This window comes from Methylomonas koyamae, from assembly GCF_006483455.1.
Taxonomy (GTDB): Bacteria; Pseudomonadota; Gammaproteobacteria; order Methylococcales; family Methylomonadaceae; genus Methylomonas; species Methylomonas koyamae_B.
In genome coordinates this window covers 49,405-70,818 of sequence record NZ_PPPU01000027.1, presented here as the reverse complement: position 1 = coordinate 70,818, position 21,414 = coordinate 49,405, and the positions used below count along the sequence as shown (strand labels likewise).

The 21,414-nt window shown below is 55.7% G+C and carries 13 protein-coding genes; 7 read left to right on the top strand and 6 right to left on the bottom strand.

Annotated features, from left to right (window positions below; translation table 11 throughout):
- The first annotated feature begins 2 nt into the window (after nucleotides 1-2).
- From C2U68_RS14745 to C2U68_RS21250, 6 genes are all read left to right on the top strand, one after another.
- Entirely contained in the window at nucleotides 3-293 is a 291-nt protein-coding gene (locus C2U68_RS14745) for a nucleotidyltransferase family protein (RefSeq protein WP_140913235.1), read from the top strand.
- Nucleotides 290-655, top strand: a complete 366-nt coding sequence (locus C2U68_RS14740) for a DUF86 domain-containing protein (protein ID WP_140913234.1) — start codon at nucleotides 290-292, stop codon at nucleotides 653-655. The genes C2U68_RS14745 and C2U68_RS14740 overlap by 4 nt, the downstream gene beginning before the upstream one ends.
- A 329-nt stretch (nucleotides 656-984) precedes the next feature.
- A complete protein-coding gene (locus C2U68_RS14735; RefSeq protein ID WP_140913233.1) occupies nucleotides 985-3,783 on the top strand; it encodes a DEAD/DEAH box helicase family protein in 2,799 nt (932 codons plus the stop codon).
- A 4-nt stretch (nucleotides 3,784-3,787) separates the two neighbouring features.
- Entirely contained in the window at nucleotides 3,788-4,189 is a 402-nt protein-coding gene (locus C2U68_RS14730) for a GxxExxY protein (RefSeq protein WP_140913232.1), read from the top strand.
- A 44-nt stretch (nucleotides 4,190-4,233) separates the two neighbouring features.
- Nucleotides 4,234-5,922 carry a class I SAM-dependent DNA methyltransferase gene (locus C2U68_RS14725; RefSeq protein WP_140913231.1) on the top strand — a complete coding sequence of 563 codons (1,689 nt, stop codon included), beginning with the start codon at nucleotides 4,234-4,236 and terminating at the stop codon, nucleotides 5,920-5,922.
- On the top strand, nucleotides 5,919-7,133 hold the full coding sequence (locus C2U68_RS21250; RefSeq protein ID WP_222101917.1) for a restriction endonuclease subunit S: 1,215 nt from the start codon (nucleotides 5,919-5,921) through the stop codon (nucleotides 7,131-7,133). Before C2U68_RS14725 ends, C2U68_RS21250 begins: the two co-directional genes overlap by 4 nt.
- Nucleotides 7,134-7,201: 68 nt before the next feature.
- Here the strand turns inward: C2U68_RS21250 and C2U68_RS14715 are convergent, their stop codons facing one another.
- Genes C2U68_RS14715 through C2U68_RS14690 form a run of 6 tightly spaced genes read right to left on the bottom strand, consistent with a single transcriptional unit; the run spans nucleotide 7,202 to nucleotide 16,165 of the window.
- Nucleotides 7,202-9,595, bottom strand: coding sequence for a hypothetical protein (locus C2U68_RS14715; RefSeq protein ID WP_140913230.1), 2,394 nt, complete (start codon nucleotides 9,593-9,595; stop codon nucleotides 7,202-7,204).
- 56 nt (nucleotides 9,596-9,651) lie between these two features.
- On the bottom strand, nucleotides 9,652-10,515 hold the full coding sequence (locus C2U68_RS14710; protein WP_140913229.1) for an esterase/lipase family protein: 864 nt from the start codon (nucleotides 10,513-10,515) through the stop codon (nucleotides 9,652-9,654).
- Nucleotides 10,516-10,537: 22 nt separating this feature from the next.
- Complete coding sequence (locus tag C2U68_RS14705; protein ID WP_140913228.1) at nucleotides 10,538-11,596, bottom strand: DUF6765 family protein; 1,059 nt, start codon at nucleotides 11,594-11,596, stop codon at nucleotides 10,538-10,540.
- Between the two features lie 17 nt (nucleotides 11,597-11,613).
- Nucleotides 11,614-12,510: a glycyl-radical enzyme activating protein gene (locus C2U68_RS14700; protein ID WP_140913227.1), complete on the bottom strand. Its 897-nt coding sequence runs from the start codon at nucleotides 12,508-12,510 to the stop codon at nucleotides 11,614-11,616.
- Nucleotides 12,511-12,525: 15 nt separating this feature from the next.
- Nucleotides 12,526-13,179, bottom strand: a complete 654-nt coding sequence (locus C2U68_RS14695) for a hypothetical protein (protein WP_140913226.1) — start codon at nucleotides 13,177-13,179, stop codon at nucleotides 12,526-12,528.
- 13 nt (nucleotides 13,180-13,192) lie between these two features.
- On the bottom strand, nucleotides 13,193-16,165 hold the full coding sequence (locus tag C2U68_RS14690) for a pyruvate formate lyase family protein (RefSeq protein ID WP_140913225.1): 2,973 nt from the start codon (nucleotides 16,163-16,165) through the stop codon (nucleotides 13,193-13,195).
- 340 nt (nucleotides 16,166-16,505) lie between these two features.
- Here C2U68_RS14690 and C2U68_RS14685 point away from each other — a divergent pair, with 340 nt between their 5' ends.
- Nucleotides 16,506-21,413 (top strand): MG2 domain-containing protein, encoded by a 4,908-nt coding sequence (locus C2U68_RS14685; RefSeq protein ID WP_140913224.1) that lies wholly within the window; start codon nucleotides 16,506-16,508, stop codon nucleotides 21,411-21,413.
- Nucleotide 21,414: the final 1 nt, after the last annotated feature.

The following is a 21,414-nucleotide window of genomic DNA, read 5'->3' as shown; positions in this document are numbered from 1 at the left end:
ACATGAAACCGTCGGAGGCATTAGATTCTAAACGCTTGGTAATACGCCAGACAGTTGGGCGATTTCGAGCCGCCAATCCGCGCGTATTCGGGTCGGTAATTTACGGGACGGATCGCGATGGCAGCGATTTAGATTTGCTGGTAGATGCGCTTCCTGGCGCCACACTTTTCGATCTGGGCGGATTGCAACTCGAACTGGAGGAATTACTGGCTGTCCCGGTTGATTTGCTGACTCCAGGCGATTTGCCCGCGAAGTTTAGGGAACAAATATTGGCCGAGGCCCAGCCGGTATGACAGCCAATCGCCTCGCCGATTACCTTGAGTACATACAACAAGCCGCCACCGATGCTTGTAGTTTTGTCGAAGGTTTAAGCAAGGCAGAGTTTCTTGCCGACAAACGCACACAACAAGCGGTAGTGATGAGTTTGATCATCATAGGCGAAGCCGCAAGCAAGTTAATGGATCACTATCCTGCTGCCATCGAAAGTTATGCAAATGTGCCGTGGCGAAACATGCGCGGCATGCGCAATCGTATTGCCCACGGTTATTTTGAAATCAACTTTGAAGTGGTTTGGGAAACGGTATGCTCTGCCTTACCGGAGTTGCTGATGCAACTAGCCGAGCTACGTAGCGATGTCGACGGGGAAGAAACTTAGTCTGCAAAACTACTTCTGCCCGGATGGGACTCTTGGCAGGCTTTTCGATGACAACGGCCGGATAGCCGTGAAAGATTGAAGCGATCTCCGCTTTGTCCTGTTCGGACGTGTGAAAATGCAATCGGTAAACCGAGACTGACCAAAAGTTGTCAAATCTTTAGAGTTTTGCAAAATTTATAAAAAATCATTAAAAAACAAAATGTTGCGTTTTTTTAAATAAGGCGAAGCGTCTGTCCACGAACAGGTGGCGCAAAGTCGGCAGAAATTAACCTCGCAACCCGGTTGAACCCCAGACACTTACATCGGAATGTAATTTAGGATGAGATCGCATGGCCAAATCTGAAGCATTGACGCGCTCGGAACTGATAGACAAACAATTGGCGGTGTCTGGTTGGAATGTAAAGGACCCGACTCAAGTCGTAGAAGAATTCGACATCTTGACGGGTCTGCCAGAGGGCGTGGACGAACCACGTACGCCTTACGAGGGTCACCAATTCAGCGACTACGTCCTGCTGGGCAAAGATCGCAAGCCACTGGCCGTCATCGAAGCCAAGAAGTCCAGCCGCGATGCCGCAATAGGCCGCGAGCAAGCCAAGCAATATTGCTACAACATTCAGAAGCAGTTGGATTGCGAGTTGCCGTTCTGCTTTTACACCAACGGCCTCGAAACCTACTTTTGGGATCTGGAAAATGCGCCGCCACGCAAAGTGGTTGGTTTTCCCACCCGTGACGATCTGGAACGCTTTGCCTACATCCGTCGCAATCGCAAACCGCTGACCCAAGAGCTTATCAATACCAATATTGCCGGTCGGGACTACCAAATCCGCGCTATCCGGGCCGTGCTGGAAGGCATTGAGCAAAAGAAACGCAACTTTCTGCTGGTCATGGCCACAGGCACCGGCAAAACCCGCACCTGTATCGCCATGGTCGATGCGCTGATGCGTGCCGGCCACGCCGAGAAAGTGTTATTCCTGGTTGACCGCATTGCCTTACGTGAACAGGCCTTGCAGGCCTTCAAAGAGCACTTGCCCCACGAGCCGCGCTGGCCCAATGTCGGCGAAAAGTTGATTGCCAAAGACCGGCGGATTTACGTGGCAACCTATCCGACAATGCTCAATATCATCCGCGATGACACCCAGCACCTGTCCCCGCATTACTTCGACTTCATCGTGGTCGACGAAAGCCACCGCTCTATTTACAACACCTATGGCGAAATCCTCGATTACTTCAAAACCATCACGCTGGGTCTGACGGCGACACCGACCGACATCATCGACCACAACACCTTCCAGCTTTTTCACTGTGAAGATGGTTTGCCAACCTTTGCTTACACCTTTGAGGAAGCGGTCAATCGCGAACCGCCTTATCTGTGCAATTTTCAGGTGATGAAGATTCAGACCCGATTCCAGATGGATGGCATCAACAAGCGCACCATTTCGCTGGAAGACCAGAAAAAGCTGATTCTGCAAGGCAAGGATGTCGAAGAAATCAACTTCGAAGGCACTCAGCTCGAAAAACAAGTCATCAACAAGGGTACCAATACTCTGATCGTCAAAGAGTTCATGGAGGAGTGCATCAAAGACGCCAACGGCGTATTGCCCGGCAAGACCATTTTCTTCTGCTCGTCCAAAGCGCACGCCCGCCGCATCGAAGAAATCTTCGACAAACTCTATCCCCAATACCACGGCGAACTGGCTAAAGTCTTAGTGTCTGACGATCCTCGCGTCTACGGCAAAGGTGGTTTGCTGGACCAGTTCACCAACAACGATATGCCGCGCATCGCCATTAGTGTCGACATGTTGGATACCGGCATTGACGTGCGCGAAATCGTCAATCTGGTGTTTGCCAAACCGGTGTACTCCTACACCAAATTCTGGCAAATGATCGGACGCGGCACCCGTCTTTTAGAAACCAGCAAACCCAAACCGTGGTGTTTGGAGAAAGACGTATTTTTGGTACTCGACTGCTGGGACAATTTTGAATATTTCAAACTGCAACCCAAAGGCAAGGAACTAAAACCGCAATTGCCGCTACCGGTGCGCTTGGTTGGCTTGCGTCTGGATAAAATCGAAAAAGCCATCGATACCGATCAGGAGTCGATTGCCCGACGCGAAATCAGCAAACTGCGTCGGCAGATTGCCGCCTTGCCGAGAAATTCCGTGGTCATCAAAGAAGCCTCCGTTGTCTTGGCCCGGCTCGACGACGAAAATTTCTGGATCAATTTGACCCACCAGAAACTTGAATTCCTGCGTGCCGAAATCAAACCACTGTTCCGCACTGTTTCAGACGCCGACTTCAAAGCCATGCGCTTCGAACGTGATCTGCTTGAATACTCGCTGGCATTACTCAACCAAGATCGACCGCAAGCAGAAACTCTCCGCGACGGCATTGTCGAGCAAATCAGCGAACTGCCGCTCTCCGTCAGCTTCGTAAAGCAGCAAGAAACACTGATTCGTGCCGCGCAGACTAACCACTACTGGGCCACTGCCGACGAAGACCGCTTCGACGAATTGGTGGATAGCCTAGGCCCACTGATGAAGTTTCGCGAACAAATGACCGGTCCCGGCCCGGTGCATCTCGATTTGACCGACGTACTGCATAACAAGGAAATGGTGGAATTCGGTCCGCAGCATGAAGCGGTTGGCATCAGCCGCTACCGGGAAATGGTCGAAACCTTGATTGCCGAATTAACCGCCAGCAACCCTATCCTGCAAAAAATCAAAAACGGCTTAAACGTCAGCGCCGACGAAGCCAGCCAGCTTGCGGAACTGTTGCACGAAGAACACCCGCACATCACCGAAGACTTATTGCGCCAAGTCTACAAAAACCGCAAAGCCCGCTTCATCCAGTTTATTCGCCACATCCTCGGTATCGAAATCCTCAAAAGCTTCCCGGATGAAGTCAGTGCTGCCTTTGACCAATTCATTTTGGCGCATACCACGCTATCCAGCGGCCAACTGGAGTTTCTCAACTTGCTGAAGAACTTCATCATCGAACGCGAAAAGGTCGAGAAAAAAGACCTGATCAACGCCCCGTTTACCGTGATTCATCCGCAAGGCATACGCGGCGTCTTTAGCCCCGCTGAGATCAACGAAATCCTGCAACTCACCGAACGCTTGGCTGCGTGATGATATGAACCACGAAACACACGAAAGTCACGAAAAAATTCTTTTCAAAGAAGAGTGTTATGCCATTCAAGGTGCTGTGTTTGAAGTTTATCGTGAGTTAGGTTGCGGCTTTCTGGAAGCGGTATATCAGGAATGTCTTCAAAAAGAGCTAAGCAAAAGAGATATTCCATTTAAGGCTCAACCGGAGCTCAAACTGATGTATAAGGGCGAGCCACTGCAGCAAACCTATAAACCGGACTTTATTTGTTTCGAAAAAATCATACTGGAGTTGAAAGCGGTCAAGGAGATTGCCCCCGAGCACAAAGCCCAAGTCATTAACTATCTCAGAGCAACTGGCATGAAGCTAGGATTGCTCATCAGCTTTGGTACTTACCCGAAAGTTACGATAATCCGACTGGCCCAGTAGTCTTTTCGTGCTTTTCGTGTCTTTCGTGGTTAAAGGAAAAAAATATGCTGCAAAACAACCCTGAACTCAAAAGCAAGATCGACCAGCTCTGGAACAAATTCTGGAGCGGCGGCATCAGCAATCCGTTGACCGCCATCGAACAGATTACCTACCTGCTGTTCATGAAGCGGCTCGACGAGCTGGACTTGAAACGCCAGTCCGACGCGGAATGGACCGGCGAACATTACAGTTCCAAATTCGTCGGCACTTGGATTCCGCCGGAATACCGCAACCAGCCAGAGCCGGAAAAATTTGCGGTCGAAAAACGCACGCTACGCTGGAGTGAGTTCAAACGCATGCACGCGGAAGAGATGCTGCAACACGTGCAAACCAAGGTATTCCCGTTCCTGAAAGACCTCAACGGCACCGAATCCAACTTTACCCATCACATGAAGAACGCCGTGTTCATCATCCCCAAACCGGCGCTGCTGGTCGAGGCGGTGAAAACCATCGACGAAATCTTCGAGGTCATGGAAAAAGACTCGCGCGACAACGGCCAGGCCTTTCAGGACATCCAGGGCGATGTCTACGAAATGCTGCTGTCGGAAATCGCCACCGCCGGCAAGAACGGCCAGTTCCGCACCCCCCGGCACATCATCAAACTGATCTCGGATCTGGTGCAGCCGCAACTCGGCCATAAAATCGCCGATCCCGCCTGCGGTTCCGGCGGCTTTCTGCTCGGCGCTTATCAGTACATCGTTACTCAACTGGCCATCAAAGCCGGCAAGCAAGACCTCGCGCCCGACGAAGATGGCTTCGTCCGCACCTCGGTGGCGGCCGGCCTGACCGAAAAAGCCCAGGCCATTCTGCAAGCCTCGCTGTATGGTTACGACATCGACAGCACCATGGTCCGGTTGGGCTTGATGAATCTGATGATGCACGGCATCGACGAACCCCACATCGACTATCAGGACACCCTCAGCAAAAGCTACAGCGAAGAAGCCGCCTACGACATCGTTATGGCAAACCCGCCGTTCACCGGCAGCATCGACAAGGGCGACATCAACGAAAACCTCAGCCTGTCCACCACCAAGTCCGAATTGCTGTTTGTCGAAAACATCTACCGGCTGTTAAAAATCGGTGGTACCGCCGGCGTGATCGTGCCGCAAGGCGTGTTGTTCGGTTCAGGTGGTGCGTTTAAAGCCTTACGCCAACTATTGATCGAACGCTGCGACCTGAAGGCGGTGATTACCCTACCCAGCGGCGTGTTCAAGCCCTATGCCGGCGTCAGCACCGCCATTCTGTTGTTTACCAAGGTCTGGAGCCCCAAGGCTAAAGTCGATCATCCGGCTACCGACCATGTCTGGTTTTACGAGATGCAGGCCGACGGTTACAGTCTGGACGACAAGCGCAGCAAGCAGGACGGCTACGGCGACTTGCAGGACATCGTCGCCAAGTACCGCGCCCGCAATCCCGAAACCGACACCGACACCGACACCGACCGCACCGCCCGATGCTTCATGGTACCGCGCGCCGAGATCGAAAAAGAAGGTTACGACCTGTCCTTGTCGCGCTATAAGCAAGACGTGTTCGAGGAAGTTCATTACGATGCGCCGGGCGTGATTCTGGAACGGTTATTGGTGGCGGAACTGGGGGAAGATTTTTTTAACCGCGAAAAGCACGAAAAGGTTTTGGAAAGTTTAGAGAGTGGGATTGTGCGGGAGTTGTTGGAGTTGAAAGGAATGATCGGATGAGAAAGGAAGAGCTTTCACGTCTTTGCAAAATCTCAAACGGATTTGCCTTCAAAAGCGACGACTATGTTGGTTTTGGATACCGTGTAATGCGTATAACAAACGTTCAAAAAGGAGCTGTTTTAGACAACGATCCAAAATTTGTTTCAGATGAAATCGCGGATAGAGCAAATAATTTCAAGCTCAAAGCTGGCGACATACTCATTTCATTAACTGGTAACGTTGGTCGTGTTGGAAGAATTCAACCGGAGCATTTACCTGCAGTTTTAAACCAACGTGTGGGATTAATACGTCCTGTCTCCGACGAAATCAACGATCAATATCTTTTCCAATATTTAAATTCTAATAAATTTGAACGGGAGGCTATTCAAAACTCTAATGGTGTCGCGCAACTAAACTTGAGCTCAAAATGGATTGAACAATATGAGCTTCCGCTGCCGCCAATCGACGACCAAAAGCGCATTGCCCATCTGCTCGGAAAAGTGGAAGGGCTGATCGCCCAGCGCAAACAACACCTGCAACATCTCGATGACCTGCTCAAAAGCGTTTTTCTGGAGATGTTTGGTGATCCGGTGCGGAATGAAAAAGGGTGGAAAATAGAACCCCTTGGTAAATTGGCCTCAATAGAACGCGGCCGTTTTTCGCCCCGCCCGCGCAATGACCCCAAGTTTTTTAATGGTCAATACCCATTTATTCAAACTGGAGACATAAGCCGGTCTAATGGACGACTGAGAGAATTTACACAAACTCTGAATGACTTGGGCATCAAGGTAAGCAAAGAATTTGATATCGGAACGATTGTTATCGCAATAGTCGGCGCGACAATTGGCGAGACCGCCATTCTTGAAATACCAACCTATGCCCCTGATTCTGTGATCGGTATTACTCCAAGATCGGGTGAAATAACGGAAGCTGTTTTCATTGAATTTCTGCTTAGATTTTGGAAACCCGTACTCAGGGCAAGAGCGCCTGAAGCAGCAAGAGCGAATATCAACATCGAAACATTGCGGCCTTTGCAGGTCATCCGGCCTGAAACAGAAGATCGACAAAAGTTCGCCGCCATCGTCGAAAAAGTCGAAAGCCTCAAATCCCGCTACCAAAAAAGCCTGACCGATCTCGAAAACCTCTACGGCGCATTGAGCCAACAAGCCTTCAAGGGCAAGCTGGATTTATCGCAGGTGCCGTTGCCACTGGATAACGAAGCAGAACGGTAAAAACCCTTTCGCGATTTTCGTGTCTTTCGTGGTTAAAAATCCTGTTTTCGTGGTCAACCATCGCAATTTCAACCGGCCGTATTGATATCAAACCCTATCGCCTGCCGGTGTTGTTCCCAGGTGTTATCCAGCAACAGGAAATAGCCGAATAGCTGGTATTGGTATTCCGCCGGATCGGTGGCCGAGTGAAACGGCACCAGCAAGGCGGTGGAGTAAATCAGTTGGCCCAGGAACAAACCTTCGGCAATTTCCACCAGTTCGTCCAGACAGGTGCCGATCGGGGCCGGTCCGCCGATCAGCGGGTAGCGGTAATGGAACTGGAACACTTGCTTGGCCTTATCCGGGCCGTTGTTCATCGGCAAGATCGACGGCCTGTCGTCCACCCCCAAAAAGCTGTAGCCCTGCCTGACGAACGGCGAGGGGCCGGCATCGGCCAATTGCTGGATGGAGGGTAGCGGCGGGTGGTAGTTCATATCCAAGACCCGGAACAGGGCATCGGTGGGCAGGATGCGCGAGTCCTGGATGTTATTGCCAAATACCCAATGCGCGGCGGCTTCCCGTTCCCAGAACGCCTTGTCGGTTTTCGACATACCCCGGTCCCAACTGCCGCTGCGCAGATGTTCGGCGTAAACGCCCGGCTGCTGCCAATAGTGTTCGCGGTTTTTCTCGACCAAGGCGTAATGCGGAAAGCTGGCCGGATGGGCTTTTAGTTCGGCTACCCGCTCCGGATAGCGTTGCGCCAAGTCGTCGCTTTCGTCCAGCAGCATACTCAATTTGCGGCCGCTGATACGCTCGAAAGACTTGCCGGCCCAAGGAAAAATAAAGCGGCCGATATTGGCCCACACCGCATTCAGCAAATTTGGCGCGCGCGGATCGGTTTGCAGTTTGTCGGCCAGCGCGGCCGGAATCATGCTGTGTTCCTGCAATGAGCGGGCGATATTGGCGATAAAACTGTCGCCAAAGCCCCAATGCAAATTCAGCGTGGCACCGTGGTAATAGTCAAAGCCGCTGCACGGATCGCTTTGCCCATACCAATCGCGCGCTTCCGGGGCATCGAACCGGGTGCTGTAACCTCTACCCTGCCCTTGAAACACGCCATCCACAATGCCGGGAGCAACGCCGGCGCGAAACAATCGATTCAACACTTCAAAATGCCGTAGGTGATCGTCGAAACCGCTGGCGGCGGAAATTTTGCCCTGCTGGCGTTGCAACATTTGCAAAATGGATTCGCCCGGCTGTAGTAATTCGCGCACATCGCCATCGTCACTTTTTGGCGATGCTTCCAGGCAAAATGTGGTGAATTTACGCTGCAACTCGGGATCGTCGCGCCAACCAGTCGCCCAATCCACGCCATGCGGTGCAGCGCCCGGTATGGTAGACACCGGTTTATCGTAGCCAAGCTCCTTCCAGCCGCGTTCGCCGGGCCGAGGCCGTAAATTGGGGAAGGCTTCGTCCGCAAACGCTTCCCTGGCCCGTGCGGTATCTATCATCAAAAAGAAACCATTATTTTGGTAGCCATAATCGACCGAATTGTCGCCGGTATAGGCTTCGCCCAGTTCCCATTCCGGCGGATGATCACCGAACAGAGGTATCTGCAGCGTACCCAAGCTGTAATGATGAGTGGCCATGACCAACTGCCCCAAATAGACGCCGTCCTCGATCTGCACCAACTCGTCGATTAGCCGCGTCATCGGGAACGCCGGATGCAAATCGTGCCAACGGTAATTAAGCTGATAAACGGCTTTGCCGTTCATCTCTCCAACCACGGACCTGCCAGGCATCGCCAGGAAAATTCCGCCGGTTTTTACATACGGGATGGCTTTTTCCTTGGCCAAATTTTGCGCAAGCAATTGGCTATCAAAGCCCTGCGCATTGGTACCCAACGGCCGATCCCGCAGATTCCAGAACTGGGTCAGCACCGGCATACCCAAGCTTTGAATGAAATTAGGATCGTCCGGTTCGCGGAAAAAATTCCGGCCAATGCGAGTCGTTTCCGGATCGTAGTTAAAGATCGCGACCGGATCGTGGCCGCATTTGGCGGCAAACACCTCTTTTGCCACCGGCTCGAACGTCTTACCCATCCATAAACCGGTACTGGCGTAAGTAACATTCCACAAGGTCGCCATCCATTCCAGATGCGCCAGCATCGAACGGTTTTCGCCGTGCTGCTTGGCGGTTTCCTTGAAATAATCGCTGTCGCGGATGGACATCGACACACCTATCATCGGCCCGTCCAGCGGCGTACTAGTACCGCACTTGAATAGGGTCAGCAGCTTTTCATGGATACCGTCCCACTCATCCCGGCGCAGGTTATCGCCCAAAATCTTGCGATAGCTGCCGAGCATAGGCAGTGCGCCGACTTGGAGATCGTTGTTGATAATGGCGTCGAGAGCGCTTGCCAGTGCTTGCTGTTCTTGCTCTGACGCGGTTGGGAAATTGGCGACATCGAGATAGTTGTTCATGGTCCTTCCCCTGTATTTGTTATATTTTTGGCTTAGGCCGGACGTATAAGCCCAGCTTAAAAGCCTTGCTGTTTTAGATCTTTGACGATGTCGAGATACACCGCCGGAATATCGAAATGCGTCAGCAGTACGCCGCGATAGTCCACCAAGTCGCCGTGCGACAAGCCTTTGTCCGGGTTGCTATCACCGATCAGCCCGCGAAATCTGCCCCATTGGCAGGATTGCGTGGAGACCATGCCGTCGTTGTCGCCTTCTATCCGTTTCAGCAACACATGGGTGGCGGCAAACACCGGATCGTCGATCGCCCGGCGCATCAGCGTGCCGTAGCTTTGGTAATAAACGCCCGACATGTCCGGCACTTGCCGATTGAATTCCGCCAGATAGTGACGCGTCAGTTGCCTTATGGCCATGCCGGCTTGCGGGCTTTTGTCACCGGTGATTCTGGCCAGGATGTCCATCGCGCCGAATCCCAATCGCTGCGCCAGGCGTTTGAAGAAATTTATGCTCAGCAGTTTATCGGTATCGGGAATGTCACCGGCCACCAAATCCGCCACGGCCGAGCCGTGATGAGGGGTGCAAACCGTGGTCAAGCTGGCCACCTTATCGGCCATATCCAGTTTGGAGATTAGGTAGCGCGCTTCCAGGCCGCCTTTGGAATGGGCGACGATATTGACCTTTGCCGCGCCGGTTTCGCTAAGTATTTGCTCAATATTCGGCTTCAGTGCCAGCGCACTATTTTCGTGGCTGTTCCAGGCATCCAGTCCGCCTTGAAACACCCTGGCACCGGCGGCTTCCAATGTTTTCGGAATTCGGCCCCAGGAGTTCAGCATCAACATGTCATCGCGGTAACCGATACCGTGCAACAGCACGATGGGGTATAAAGTCCGGCAGGGTAGATCGGCTGCGGTGTTGGGGTTCATGGCGACTCTCCCGCTTGCCGGCTTAGCCGGCGCAAATGCCGTACTTGGGCAAAATGTCGTGCAGTACGGTCAAACGATGCAGTTGCAGCGCGTCGTGAAACAGCTTCCAGTGACTACTCAAAAATGCCGGCGTGTATTTATGTACCCGCATGTCCCAACTGCTGCCCAGCGCTTTTTCCTTCCAGGAATTGACGCCTTCGGCGGCATAACTAATCTCCGCCGTACCGAAGCTGAATTTCTCGCCCTTGAAGCCGTTCTTGACGATTTCCAGCCATTGCCGATGGCGGGCTTTGTCGTCCTTGACCTTTAACTCAAGAAATATTTTTGCCAGCAGCGTTTTGTCGGCGGCCGGCAATCCATTCTGCGCCTTGCCCAGATACTGTTGCATCACTTTGCACATCGCGTCCGCAGCCGCGCAAAAATCCGTCGGGTTGTCGCGAACGATCCAAGCACCGCGACCGTTCCGATACTGCCAATGCAAGAACGGCAGGTCCGGAAAATCTTTGGCCCGGCCATGGCCCAGCGGCGGAATCACATCGTCCAGGATATCCTCCAATACATTCTGCAGCTGTTTGCTGTACATGCCGGAGCTTTTCAACTCCCGCGCGTGTTCCACTTCGTTGATTTCGTGTATCACCCCGGCAAAACCCTGGTGCGACCAGGTGTCGGCATACACATGCAAGGCAATTCCCAAGCGATGCAGACTGTACGGTTTGCCTTTATCGTCGACCGCTGCCTGCACCATTTCCTTGGCCGGCGGGCTGTCGGGCAGACAGACGATTTTTTGGATAAACGTACCGTCCGGGTCCTGACCCTGCCCCTTGCCGCCGTTGCCCGGCAGAAAATGGAACGGCAACCAGATCATCAGGTTTTGGTCGTTGTTCAAATTGCCGATGTCGGCGCTTTTGTGCGAGGAATGAATTCTGGCGTAAAAGGCGTTGTTGTCGAAATGGACCAGGCCATCGCTAACGGCGTCGTCCACGTATTGCGCCGAATAAGCAACGATGTCGGCATCCTGGTGAGTGAAGCCGGCGGTGCGGGCGGCGACATAAGTCACGGCATGATGGAAATCGGTTTGCATGACGACTCTCCTTGAAATCAACAGGCCTGCAAGCTATCGACGCAGCGTTCGATCTCGGCATCGCTCATGAAGGCGGCGTACCGATAGTCGGTATCGATCCCAAAGCGCTGCAGCTTGTCCAGCCATAAGGGGTTATAAGGCAGGGCGCTGACCTGCTCGATCCGGTGCTCCCGCAAGAACCGGGCGATGCCGCGCAGATTCTCGTCGGTGGCGGTAATGTTGGGGATTAATGGAATACGGACTTTGACCGGAATCTCGGCGCACTCGGTCAGACGCAACAAATTGTCCAGAATCGGCCGGTTGGAATGGCCGGTGTGGCGGATGCTGGCGGCTTCGTCGATCAGTTTTAAGTCGAAATAGACCAAATCCAGCCATGGCAGCAACAGGCGGGTAAAACGGCCGAAATTGAACATGCCGTTGGTTTCGATGGCGGTATGAATACCGGCGGCTTTCAGTTTTTTAAAAAAATGGTGCAGAAAATTCATGTGCGTGGTGCATTCGCCGCCGGACGCCGTGACGCCGCCGCCGGTAGCGTCGAAAAACGGTTTATCGATGGCGACTCGATAAAACAGCTCGTCCACACTCAGCCATTGGCCCACCAGCTCCAAGGCATGCTGCGAACATACCGCCGCGCAGCGTCCGCATTGGTCGCAACGTTCTCGATCGAGCCGCAGTTGTTGGTCTTGCAGCGTTAAGGCTTTTAATCGGCAAGCTTTAAGACAAGGCCGCTCGCACTGGTCCGGCCGGCATAATTCGGCACGAAAGGACAGGGACGGCCCCGGCGATATACCCTCGGGATTTTGACACCAACTGCAACTCAGCGGACAGCCTTTGAAAAACACCGTGGTGCGGATACCCGGCCCGTCCTCGCTGGTGTTGCGTTTGATATCGAAGATGAAAGCTTTGTGGTCCATCTCCGCTCTCCAATGCTAGGCCGCTTTGGGAATATCCAGGGACAACTGGATGTCCGTGGCGATAGCGCCCAATTTAAACAGATGGCCGACGTGGCCGGTCAGTTGCACCAGGTTTTCCAGCAGCAAACCGACGATGTCGACCCCGCCACGGCCCAGCAGGCCGATGATGGATTGCACGTCTTTAAATTTCACTACCAGATCGACTTTACTGGGATCGTGCTCGATCCGGTCGGCCTGGTTTTCGTCCAGCACCTCTGTAGCAACCAGTGCCAGCGAATTCAAGGCCCGGCCGAACGGCGTGTCGATGTACAGGGCATCGGGATTGGGACAGAACTTGAGCAACACGTTCATGTCGTCGCCGCGCCGGCTGGTGCGGATCAGAAACTTGCCCTGATAGTAGCGTTGGCCGCCAGGCGCCAGGGGATCAATGATGATGAAGTTTTCCTCGAAAAAGGCATTGGCCTTGGCCGCTTGCGCGGCATCCAGCTGGCAATCGCGCAGCAAATAGCCAAACCCCAAACGCAGCGCGACAGCCATGCCGCTGGCCAACAAGCGGCCTTGGGCTTTATCCAAAACAGCCGGCAGTTCGCCGGCATCAATCGCGGCATTGGCACCCAACTGCAAGGTTTTTTGTAAATTCGGTAATAAACAGGGAAATCCGGCATGCATGACAGTTCTCCTCTTAAATTGCGTTGAGCGTATGTTGCTCGGCGCCGGTGTCCAGCCCGAAATTGGCGCGTTGAATAATCTCTTTGCGCATCTGCGGACTCAGCGTGACGAAATACGCCGAGTAGCCGGCCACGCGTATCATTAGATCCTTGAACGGCTCCAGCGCTTTATGTTCGGCCTCGCCGGCCCCGGATTCCCCGGCGGCGGCGGCGGCGCGGTCGGCGGCGACCAGATCGTTGATCGACGACACGCACATTTGCACCAGCACGCCGTTTTGGTCGGCAAAGGCCTTCATGTAACGCGAGAACAATTCGGTGTCCTCTTCGAAATGGCCGCGATCGCGGGTGGTTAGACTGAGGTTATAGGTATAACCGTTCTGCACGGTATTGGCATTCACCGACGTGACCGACAGCATGTGATCCAGCAAATTGACCGGCTCGCCGTTGGCTTTGACCACACCAGGGCAGGGCGTGATGCCGCTGGCGAAGGATTCGCCGCTGCGCCGGCCGTTGGGTGTGGCCTTGGTCAACATCCCAAAACCGGCGTGGTTGGTCATGCTCCAGTAACCGGGCAGATAGCGCCCGCCGCGATGGGTGCGGTATTGGGCAAATACCTCTTGCAACATTTCGGTCAGCAGGTGGGTGTATTTGACGGCGGTAGCGTTGTTGTAAATGCCGCCGGGAGTTTGATCGACGCCGGCACCGTACTTGGGTGCCAGCCGGATCATCTGTTTGATTTGATTCAGGCGGTCGGCGCTTAACGTCGGTAATGGCAATGGCGCATCTTCCGGATGCAGCCAGTTTTGTACCCGCTCCCGCAATGAAGCCCAGAAACTTTTGGGCTGCAAGCTGCCGGTGTCGAAATCGGCCTGCATTGCCGCCAACAATTCGCCGGCCGTGACTTTGCCGCCGAATACCAGGGTGTCCAACACGCAAAACGAGTCGATCACGTCGGCCAAACCGATCACGGCAATCCCCGCTGAGTTGTATTTGGCGCCGCCGGCGGAGACATCGCGAAAACTGGCGCCGTCACTGTCCGGGGTATTGGTCGGCCCGGTAAACAAGCCGGACAAAAACGGCGACTGCCGGGATTGTTCGTAGAAACGGCCGAAGTAATTGTTGCATTGCACGACGTGGCGGGCCATCTCGTTCAGTTGAAACCTAAAGGCCTCGATAAAGGCTGGCATGCTATCGATTTGGAGCAGCGGCGGCGTGGTGTAACGGGCGTCGCCGTAAAACAGGTTGGGCGATTTTGGCGCCACGCCGTCGCTGCGATGTTTGCCGCCGTACAAAGCCAGCTCCAATACTGCCGGCAACACCATCAAAGTCGAGCCGGTGTTGCCGTAATGTTTGTGCGCGGCGTTTTCTTCGATGCATCCGATGGAGGTGTAATCGTAGGCATCGGCCAAGGCTTCTTCCGAACCGATACCGGCATGGGCAGCGTAGTAACTGGCCATGGCCGGCACCACAGCGGCGTCGCCATGCAACGCCGGCGTGGCTCGGGTCAGGATATTGACCTGGCAAATCCGTTTCAGATACGGGTCCATTACTTCAACGGGCAGCGAATTGCCTTGGGCGTCGCGGTGATGCACATCCCGATGATAGCGGGCGTGCACGTTCGGGTCGCGGATAGCCAGGATCTCGGTGGCCTTGAGGATGATGTAGGTCATGTCGTTGACCGCATCGACGACCTGGCCGTTTTCGTAACGGGTGCCGCCCACAGTCAACGCCTGATTGGAGCCGCTGCCGGCAAACAGCGTTTCCGAACCGGAGGTGGACAACGGGACGTGGTCGGAACAATGCAGGAAAAAATGGCTGACCAGTTCCACCGCCCGCCGGGTATAGTCCTCCTGCGCTTGAGGGTTATCCAGTTTTTGCCAATCGGCCAGATAGAAGGGGTTGAGGATTTGGTCCAGGCGGCCGATGGAAAAACCGAAATTGGTGTTTTCCTGCAACAGCAGGTGGTAACAAATCCAGACCGCGGCCAGCGCTTCGTGCAAGGTTTCGGCAGGCTGCGCCGGAATCTTCCGGCAGATGGTCGCCAGCACTTGATTGCCGGCGCGGTCGGCAGCCTCGGCCAAGTGCTGGGCGTATAGTTTGGCGCCTTCGTATACCGCAATCACGCCCTGTAGAAACTCGACTTGGTCCGGCGTAGCGGCCGCGCCGCTGGCGATATCCTGTTTGGCGCGTTCGATCAAGCCATCGAAGCCGTATTTCAACACCCGTTCGAAATCCGGCACGGTATGCGAAACGCAGGTGGCCTTATCGGACAGGAAGAACGCTACCCTTTCCATCAATTCCTGGGCTTTCGGGGTTTCTCCGGCTTTTTTACGCAAGGGCGGATCGATCGACTCCGGATAATTGCCGCCGATCCGGTCGCGGTTCTCATAGGCGGCGCTATCGTAATCGCTGTAACGGGCCAGTTCCTGGATTGGCTTTTGCTCCAGCCAGAATGGAAATATCTCCCGGTTTAGTCGCTCGGCCACTTCCGGGCGAATCTTGAACGGATTTTGGGCGCGGGTGGTGACGGTTTTCAGTTCCGGCCAAATGCAATAGCCTATGGTATCGGCGTAAACCACTGGGCCGACGAAGCTGGTGGTAGTTTGGCCGGGCAGCAAGTCGTCGGCATGCACGATTGCGGTTTTGTTGACGAAGATGTGGCGTAGCGCTTGGGCGCGCCGGGTGTAAGGCGGCAAGGTTTGGCTTTCGGGCCGGCGCAGAAATTCGGTTAATAGGCGCGGCAATTCATCGCAGATTTCCGGCGTACCTGCCGGCGAAAACAGCTTTTCGCGCCAGGCGCTGACGACCGGGAATTGGGCCAGCGTGATGCTGCGGAGCGCCAAGTCCTTCAGGGTTTTAATTTTCCGGAAGTCTGGATTGGCGATGGGAAATAAATCGACTTTGCCGGACTCGGATGCCGGTCCTGCGGAACTCTTGCCGAGCTCTACCGAAATACCGCCGTCGGCTGCTGGATATGGAACAGACATGTTCACCCCCCTTTACCGCAGAGCGATCCCTCGAAAGCGTGTACCGGCAGCTTGCGGCGCGATTGCCAGCTCCCTGCCCCGGCTTTTTGTGATCTATGTCTAAATTATAGCCCAATCCTCACCAAACGTAAGGAAATATGTAGGGCGATCCCTTCAATTCCGCTGCATGAAAAACGCCTGGCGGGACCGCAATCGGCCCACGGCACAGCCACTACAGCCGGGCCTGTGCAAAAGCGTTTCATTTCTCCAATTAGCGGCTATGCTACTGCGAAATTAATGCCGGTTCGGGCGCGCTGCGCCGGGATTGGCAATCGATAATCGTCGGCCGGGAGGCGTTGAAATGTACCGATTTCTGAATGCAGTGTTGCGCGACCGGCTAGCGGGTTTTGCCGTGGCAATTGGGCTTGCGTTGATGCTCGCACCGCTTGCCGTCGTCGCCGGCAGCCCGTTCTACCTGACCGCCGAACGCAGTTTCAGCAACACCGAATCGCCCAGCATCCGCCTGGATTACACCGTTACCGACCAGCCGATGCTGATCCGGGTGCTGAAAGCCGACAATCTGGAAAGCTTTCTCGACGGCCAATTCAACGTCAGCCGCAGTTACGAGCAGCCGGTCAGCGAGCTCAATCCCGGCCATTATTTTGCAAAAGGATTGAACAACGCCGAATCGCCGCTGAAATTGCTGCGCGGCATGCTGGATGTGGAATTTCGCAAGTCGTTGAAAGACACGCCGTTCAGCGGCTCGGTCTTGACCGTGACCGACAAGCCGTTGGCGGCCGTGCCGCAGCAAATCCTGGTCGCCCCGCCCAAGGGCTTTCAAGTGGTGAAGGAAACCTATCTGGACTTGCTGCGCAACGGCCAGCAAACCCACGATCTGGGCTGGTGGTTCAACGAGGACACCTGGAGCGAGCACCGCTACAAAGTTCGGCAGATCGCCCTCGAGCCGTTGCCGGACGGCCTGTATCTGTTGCAGGCGGTGCAAGGAAAGACCGAGGCGCAGTGTCTGATTCAGGTCAGCAGCCTGGCGGTGCAGGTCAAGCAATCCAGCGAGCAATTGCTGGTGCGGGCGATGAACCGCGATTTGCAGCCGCTGGCCAATGCCAAAGTCAGCGTCCGCGACGGCCGCGGCCGTTGGCAGAACTTGCCGGGGGCGACCGATGCCGCCGGCGAACTGCGCTTCAACAATCCCGACGGGGTGCTGGACGGCAAACTGCTGGTCCGGGTCGACGCGCCGGCCGCCAACGCCAACGCCAACGCCAACGCAGCAGCGCGCACGGCGTTGACCGCGACCGATTTTCTGCCGACTCAGGCCAAGGACGATGCGCTATTCGTGATGACCGACCGGCCGATCTTCAAGCCCGGCGAGACCTTTTTCTACAAAGGCATCGTCCGCAATTTGCAGGACGGCCAATTGCGGATTCCGGCCTTTCAATCCAAACAAACCGACGTGTCATTAGTCCGCGCCGACGGCAACGCCACCGGCTTGCAAGGCCATAGCCAACTGACCGACTTCGGCTCGTTTTCCGGCAGCTTCGAGCTCGATCCAGGCCAGACGCCGGGCTTGTACCGCTTGCTGGCCGAGATCGACCATAAAGCCTACGGCGGCGAATTTCGGGTGCGCGATTACATTAAACCGACCTTTTACCTGGAATGGCTGGAACGCAGCCCGACTGTGCAGGCCGGGCAAGCGTTCAATCTGAAATTCCGCGCCAAGCGTTACAGCGGCGGCATCCCGCAGAACGTCAAATTCGAAGTATTTTTGTACCGCAAAAAATTCGAGGCGCCGCAATTCGTGACCGAGGCCGGCGCCGGCTTGTCGGCCGGCAACGATTATTTCGGCCAGATCAAATCCGCCGCACCGTTGACCCAGCCGCAGCGCCTGTTCAGTTCGATTGAGGCTCGCCAGGCCGCCGAAGCCAGCAATCCGTGGGAAACCGCCGCCAAACTGGCCGACAACGGCGACGGCAGTTTCGAATTTACCGTACCGGCCGAAGCCCAAACCGACGCCAAGTCGCCGAAACCGGAACAGGAATGGATTTATACATTAATGGTCCGCGCCCAGGATGCCGCCGGCGGCAGCGCGATTTTGACCGACAGCATTTACGCCACGCTGGCCGAAGCCCAGCCGGCACTGCGCTTTAACAAAACTGTCGCGGCGGTCGGCGATCAGGATTTGCAGATTTTGCTGCAATCCAGTTACGCCGACGGCAAACCGGCAGCCAAGGCCGGCGGCGTGGTCGACGTGATGCTGGAACAGCCCGGCAGCGGCAAGCGCAGTCTGGTGAAATTGGATATTGCCACCGACGCCAACGGCCAGCAAAAACTCAGCATACCGGCGTTGAAAGAGTTCGGCCGCTTGACGGCCGTGGCGCGTTTGGAAACGCTGGACGGCCGCAGCATGAGCCACAGTTCCACTTCGCAACCGGCCACCTTGATCGTCGCCGGCAACGGCGGCGAGGCGGTGGCCGACAATCCGGAACTGGAGCTGTACACGCCAACCACGATCCTCAGTCCCGGCGAGCACGCCAAAGTGTTTGCCTTGCTGCCCAAGGCCTGGGGCAATAACGAAGCCGGGGCGATCTGGGAAACCGTGGCCGGCGCCAAATTGTTCGATAGCCGCAGCGCCCAGGCCCAAGGCCGCAGCCGCTGGTTCGAAGTGACCGCCAAACCCGAATACGGCACCGGCTTCTACCACACCGTCACGGTGCCGGTGGCCGGCGGCAAGTACAAGGAGCAGACGTTGGGCTTCCGTATCGTGCCGCTGGAGAAGCGGCTGCAAATCGCCATCGAGCCGGCTCAGGCCGAAGCCGAACCGCTCAAACCCACCCAAATCAAATTGCAGGTCAAACGCGCCGACGGCAGCCCGGCGGCAAATACCGAGCTGGCGGTATCGATTGTTGATCGCGCCGTTTACGCGGTGCAAGCCGAATTCCGCCCCGGCATTTTCGACTTTTTCTATCCGCTACAACGCAGCAATCTGTCGACCTACTATTCCGACGACTTGCAAGGCTACGGCTACGCCGACTTGCTGCGCAAGCCTAACTTCGCGCTGAGTGCCTTGAAAAGCCAAAGCAAACTGGCGAAAAAAGCCATGCGCGACACCGCCGGCTGGTTCCCGCACGTGGTCACCGACGCCAACGGCGCGGCGACGATCGACGTCGATATGCCGGCCAACGTCACCGAATGGCTGGTCACCGCCGTGGCCAGCGACCAGGACGGCCGCCTCGGCGAAACCACCGGCCAGTTCCGCACCAAAACCGACATCGCCGTCGATATGGTCGGCCCGCAATTTTTACGTAGCGGCGACGAAGTGGAATTGGCGGTCAAATTGACCAGCCATTGGCCCGAACCGGTCAAAGTCGCCGGCAATCTGAGTTTGAGCGACAATCTGCAAGGCCAGGACATCAATTTAACGCCGAGCGCCGACTTGGCCGCCAAAGCCGAGCAACTATGGCCGCTGCGTCTGACCGCCGGCCCGCAAGCCGGCAATGCCAGCTTAAAAGCGGCGTTGACCGCGCCGAACACAGTCAAAGTCGGTGGTGCCGAGGAATTCGATTTGCCGATTCAGCCGGCAGCGATGGCGCAAGTCTATGCTGCCGAACGCCGCGACGGTCATTTGCATTTCGATATTCCGGAGCAGGCCCAAGCCGCGCAACTGACGGTACGGGTCAACTCCGGCCTGCTTGGCGCGGCCTTGCAGGCGGCGGCGATGCTGGTGCAATACCCTTACGGCTGCACCGAACAACTGGCGCATAGCACGGTGCCGAACCTGGTGTTGCTGGACCTGATCGAACGCGCCGGCCTCAAGCCCGAGCAACTGGGGCCGCTGGAAAAACCCTTGCAGCGCGCCAAGCAGAATGCGGCGTTGGGTATCCGGAAACTGATCCAAAACCAAAAAGCCGACGGCGGCTTTGCGTTGTGGGCCAACGATCCGGAGCCCAGCGTGCCGGTGACGATGATCGCGATGCAGGCCTTGAAATATGCCGAGGAATTGAAACTGGAAGGCACCACCTCGGCTTACAACAAAGGCGCGGAGTGGCTGGCCCAACAAGCCAATACCGAGCAAGTGCTGGACGGCTTTACGCTGGCCGCTTATTCGGCGGTCGGTTACATCTACCAGGCGCCGTGGGAGCGGCAAGCCGAGTTCGTCGAAAAAGTCGGCGCCGACCCGCAAGCCGGTGCCGAAGACTTGACTGCGGCGCTGCGCATCTTGGCGGCCTACAAAAACCAAAGCTGGCATGCCTTCAACCAGCAGATGAAAGGCCAGCCCGATCTGGCCAAGCGTTTGGGCAAACGCCTGCAACAGGCGCTGGAGGCGATCGATCCGGCCGCTTATCAGAGCCAACCCGGTCCATCGTATGAGCGGCTCGGCTTTCGCTTCGGCTTGCCCAGCATAATATCCGCCGGGCTAGGCGCATTGCAGGCTGCGGGCGACTTGCCGCCGGCATTGGAAAGCAGACTGAAGCGGCTGTTGTTGCAGACCCAGCAACACGGCTACTGGACTTCGACCTACGATACCGCCCAAGTTATCTTCAACACCCGCGAGTTATTGAGCAAGGAAGCCGCCGCCGCGCAAAGCCAAAAAGCCCGGACCTTGAAAGTCGCCAATGCATCCGCCACGTTGGGCAGCTTGCAACCCATTCCCGGCGGCTATCTGGGCCGGTTCGATAAGTTGCCGGCCGCCGCCGAACTGGCCGATCTGCATATCGCCGATCTCAGCGAAACCGATATCGCATCCGCCACCTTGCAAGTCGAACTGCCGTACCCGGCCGTCACCGCCCGCGACAACGGCCTCAGCGTGCAACGCAATTTCCGCCGGATTACCGCCGGCGGCGGTGAACCGGTCGACCTGAGCCAGGCGCTGCACATCGGCGACGTCGTGGTCAGCGAAGTCAAAATCAAACGCAGCGCCGAATCCAACCGCTTGCCGGCCGGCAGCGACTTCGTCGTGATCGAGGACGGCATCCCGTCGCTGGCGGAGGGCCAGGAAAACGACCAGACCTACCTGGCCGACGCCAAACTGCAAGCCGGCGACGACAGCTACTGGGCCGGCATCAAGGAAACCCAACGCTACCCGGACCGCATCATCCGCGTCGCCAAACTGCAACCCGGCGCCGAATTGAAGCTATACCAAGTCTGGAAAGCCACCCGCCCCGGCAACGCCTCGATCCCGCCGGCTAGTGGGTTTGATATGTATAACGAGGCGGTCAGGGGGAATGGGGTGGCTGGAACAGTAGCAGTTAAATGAT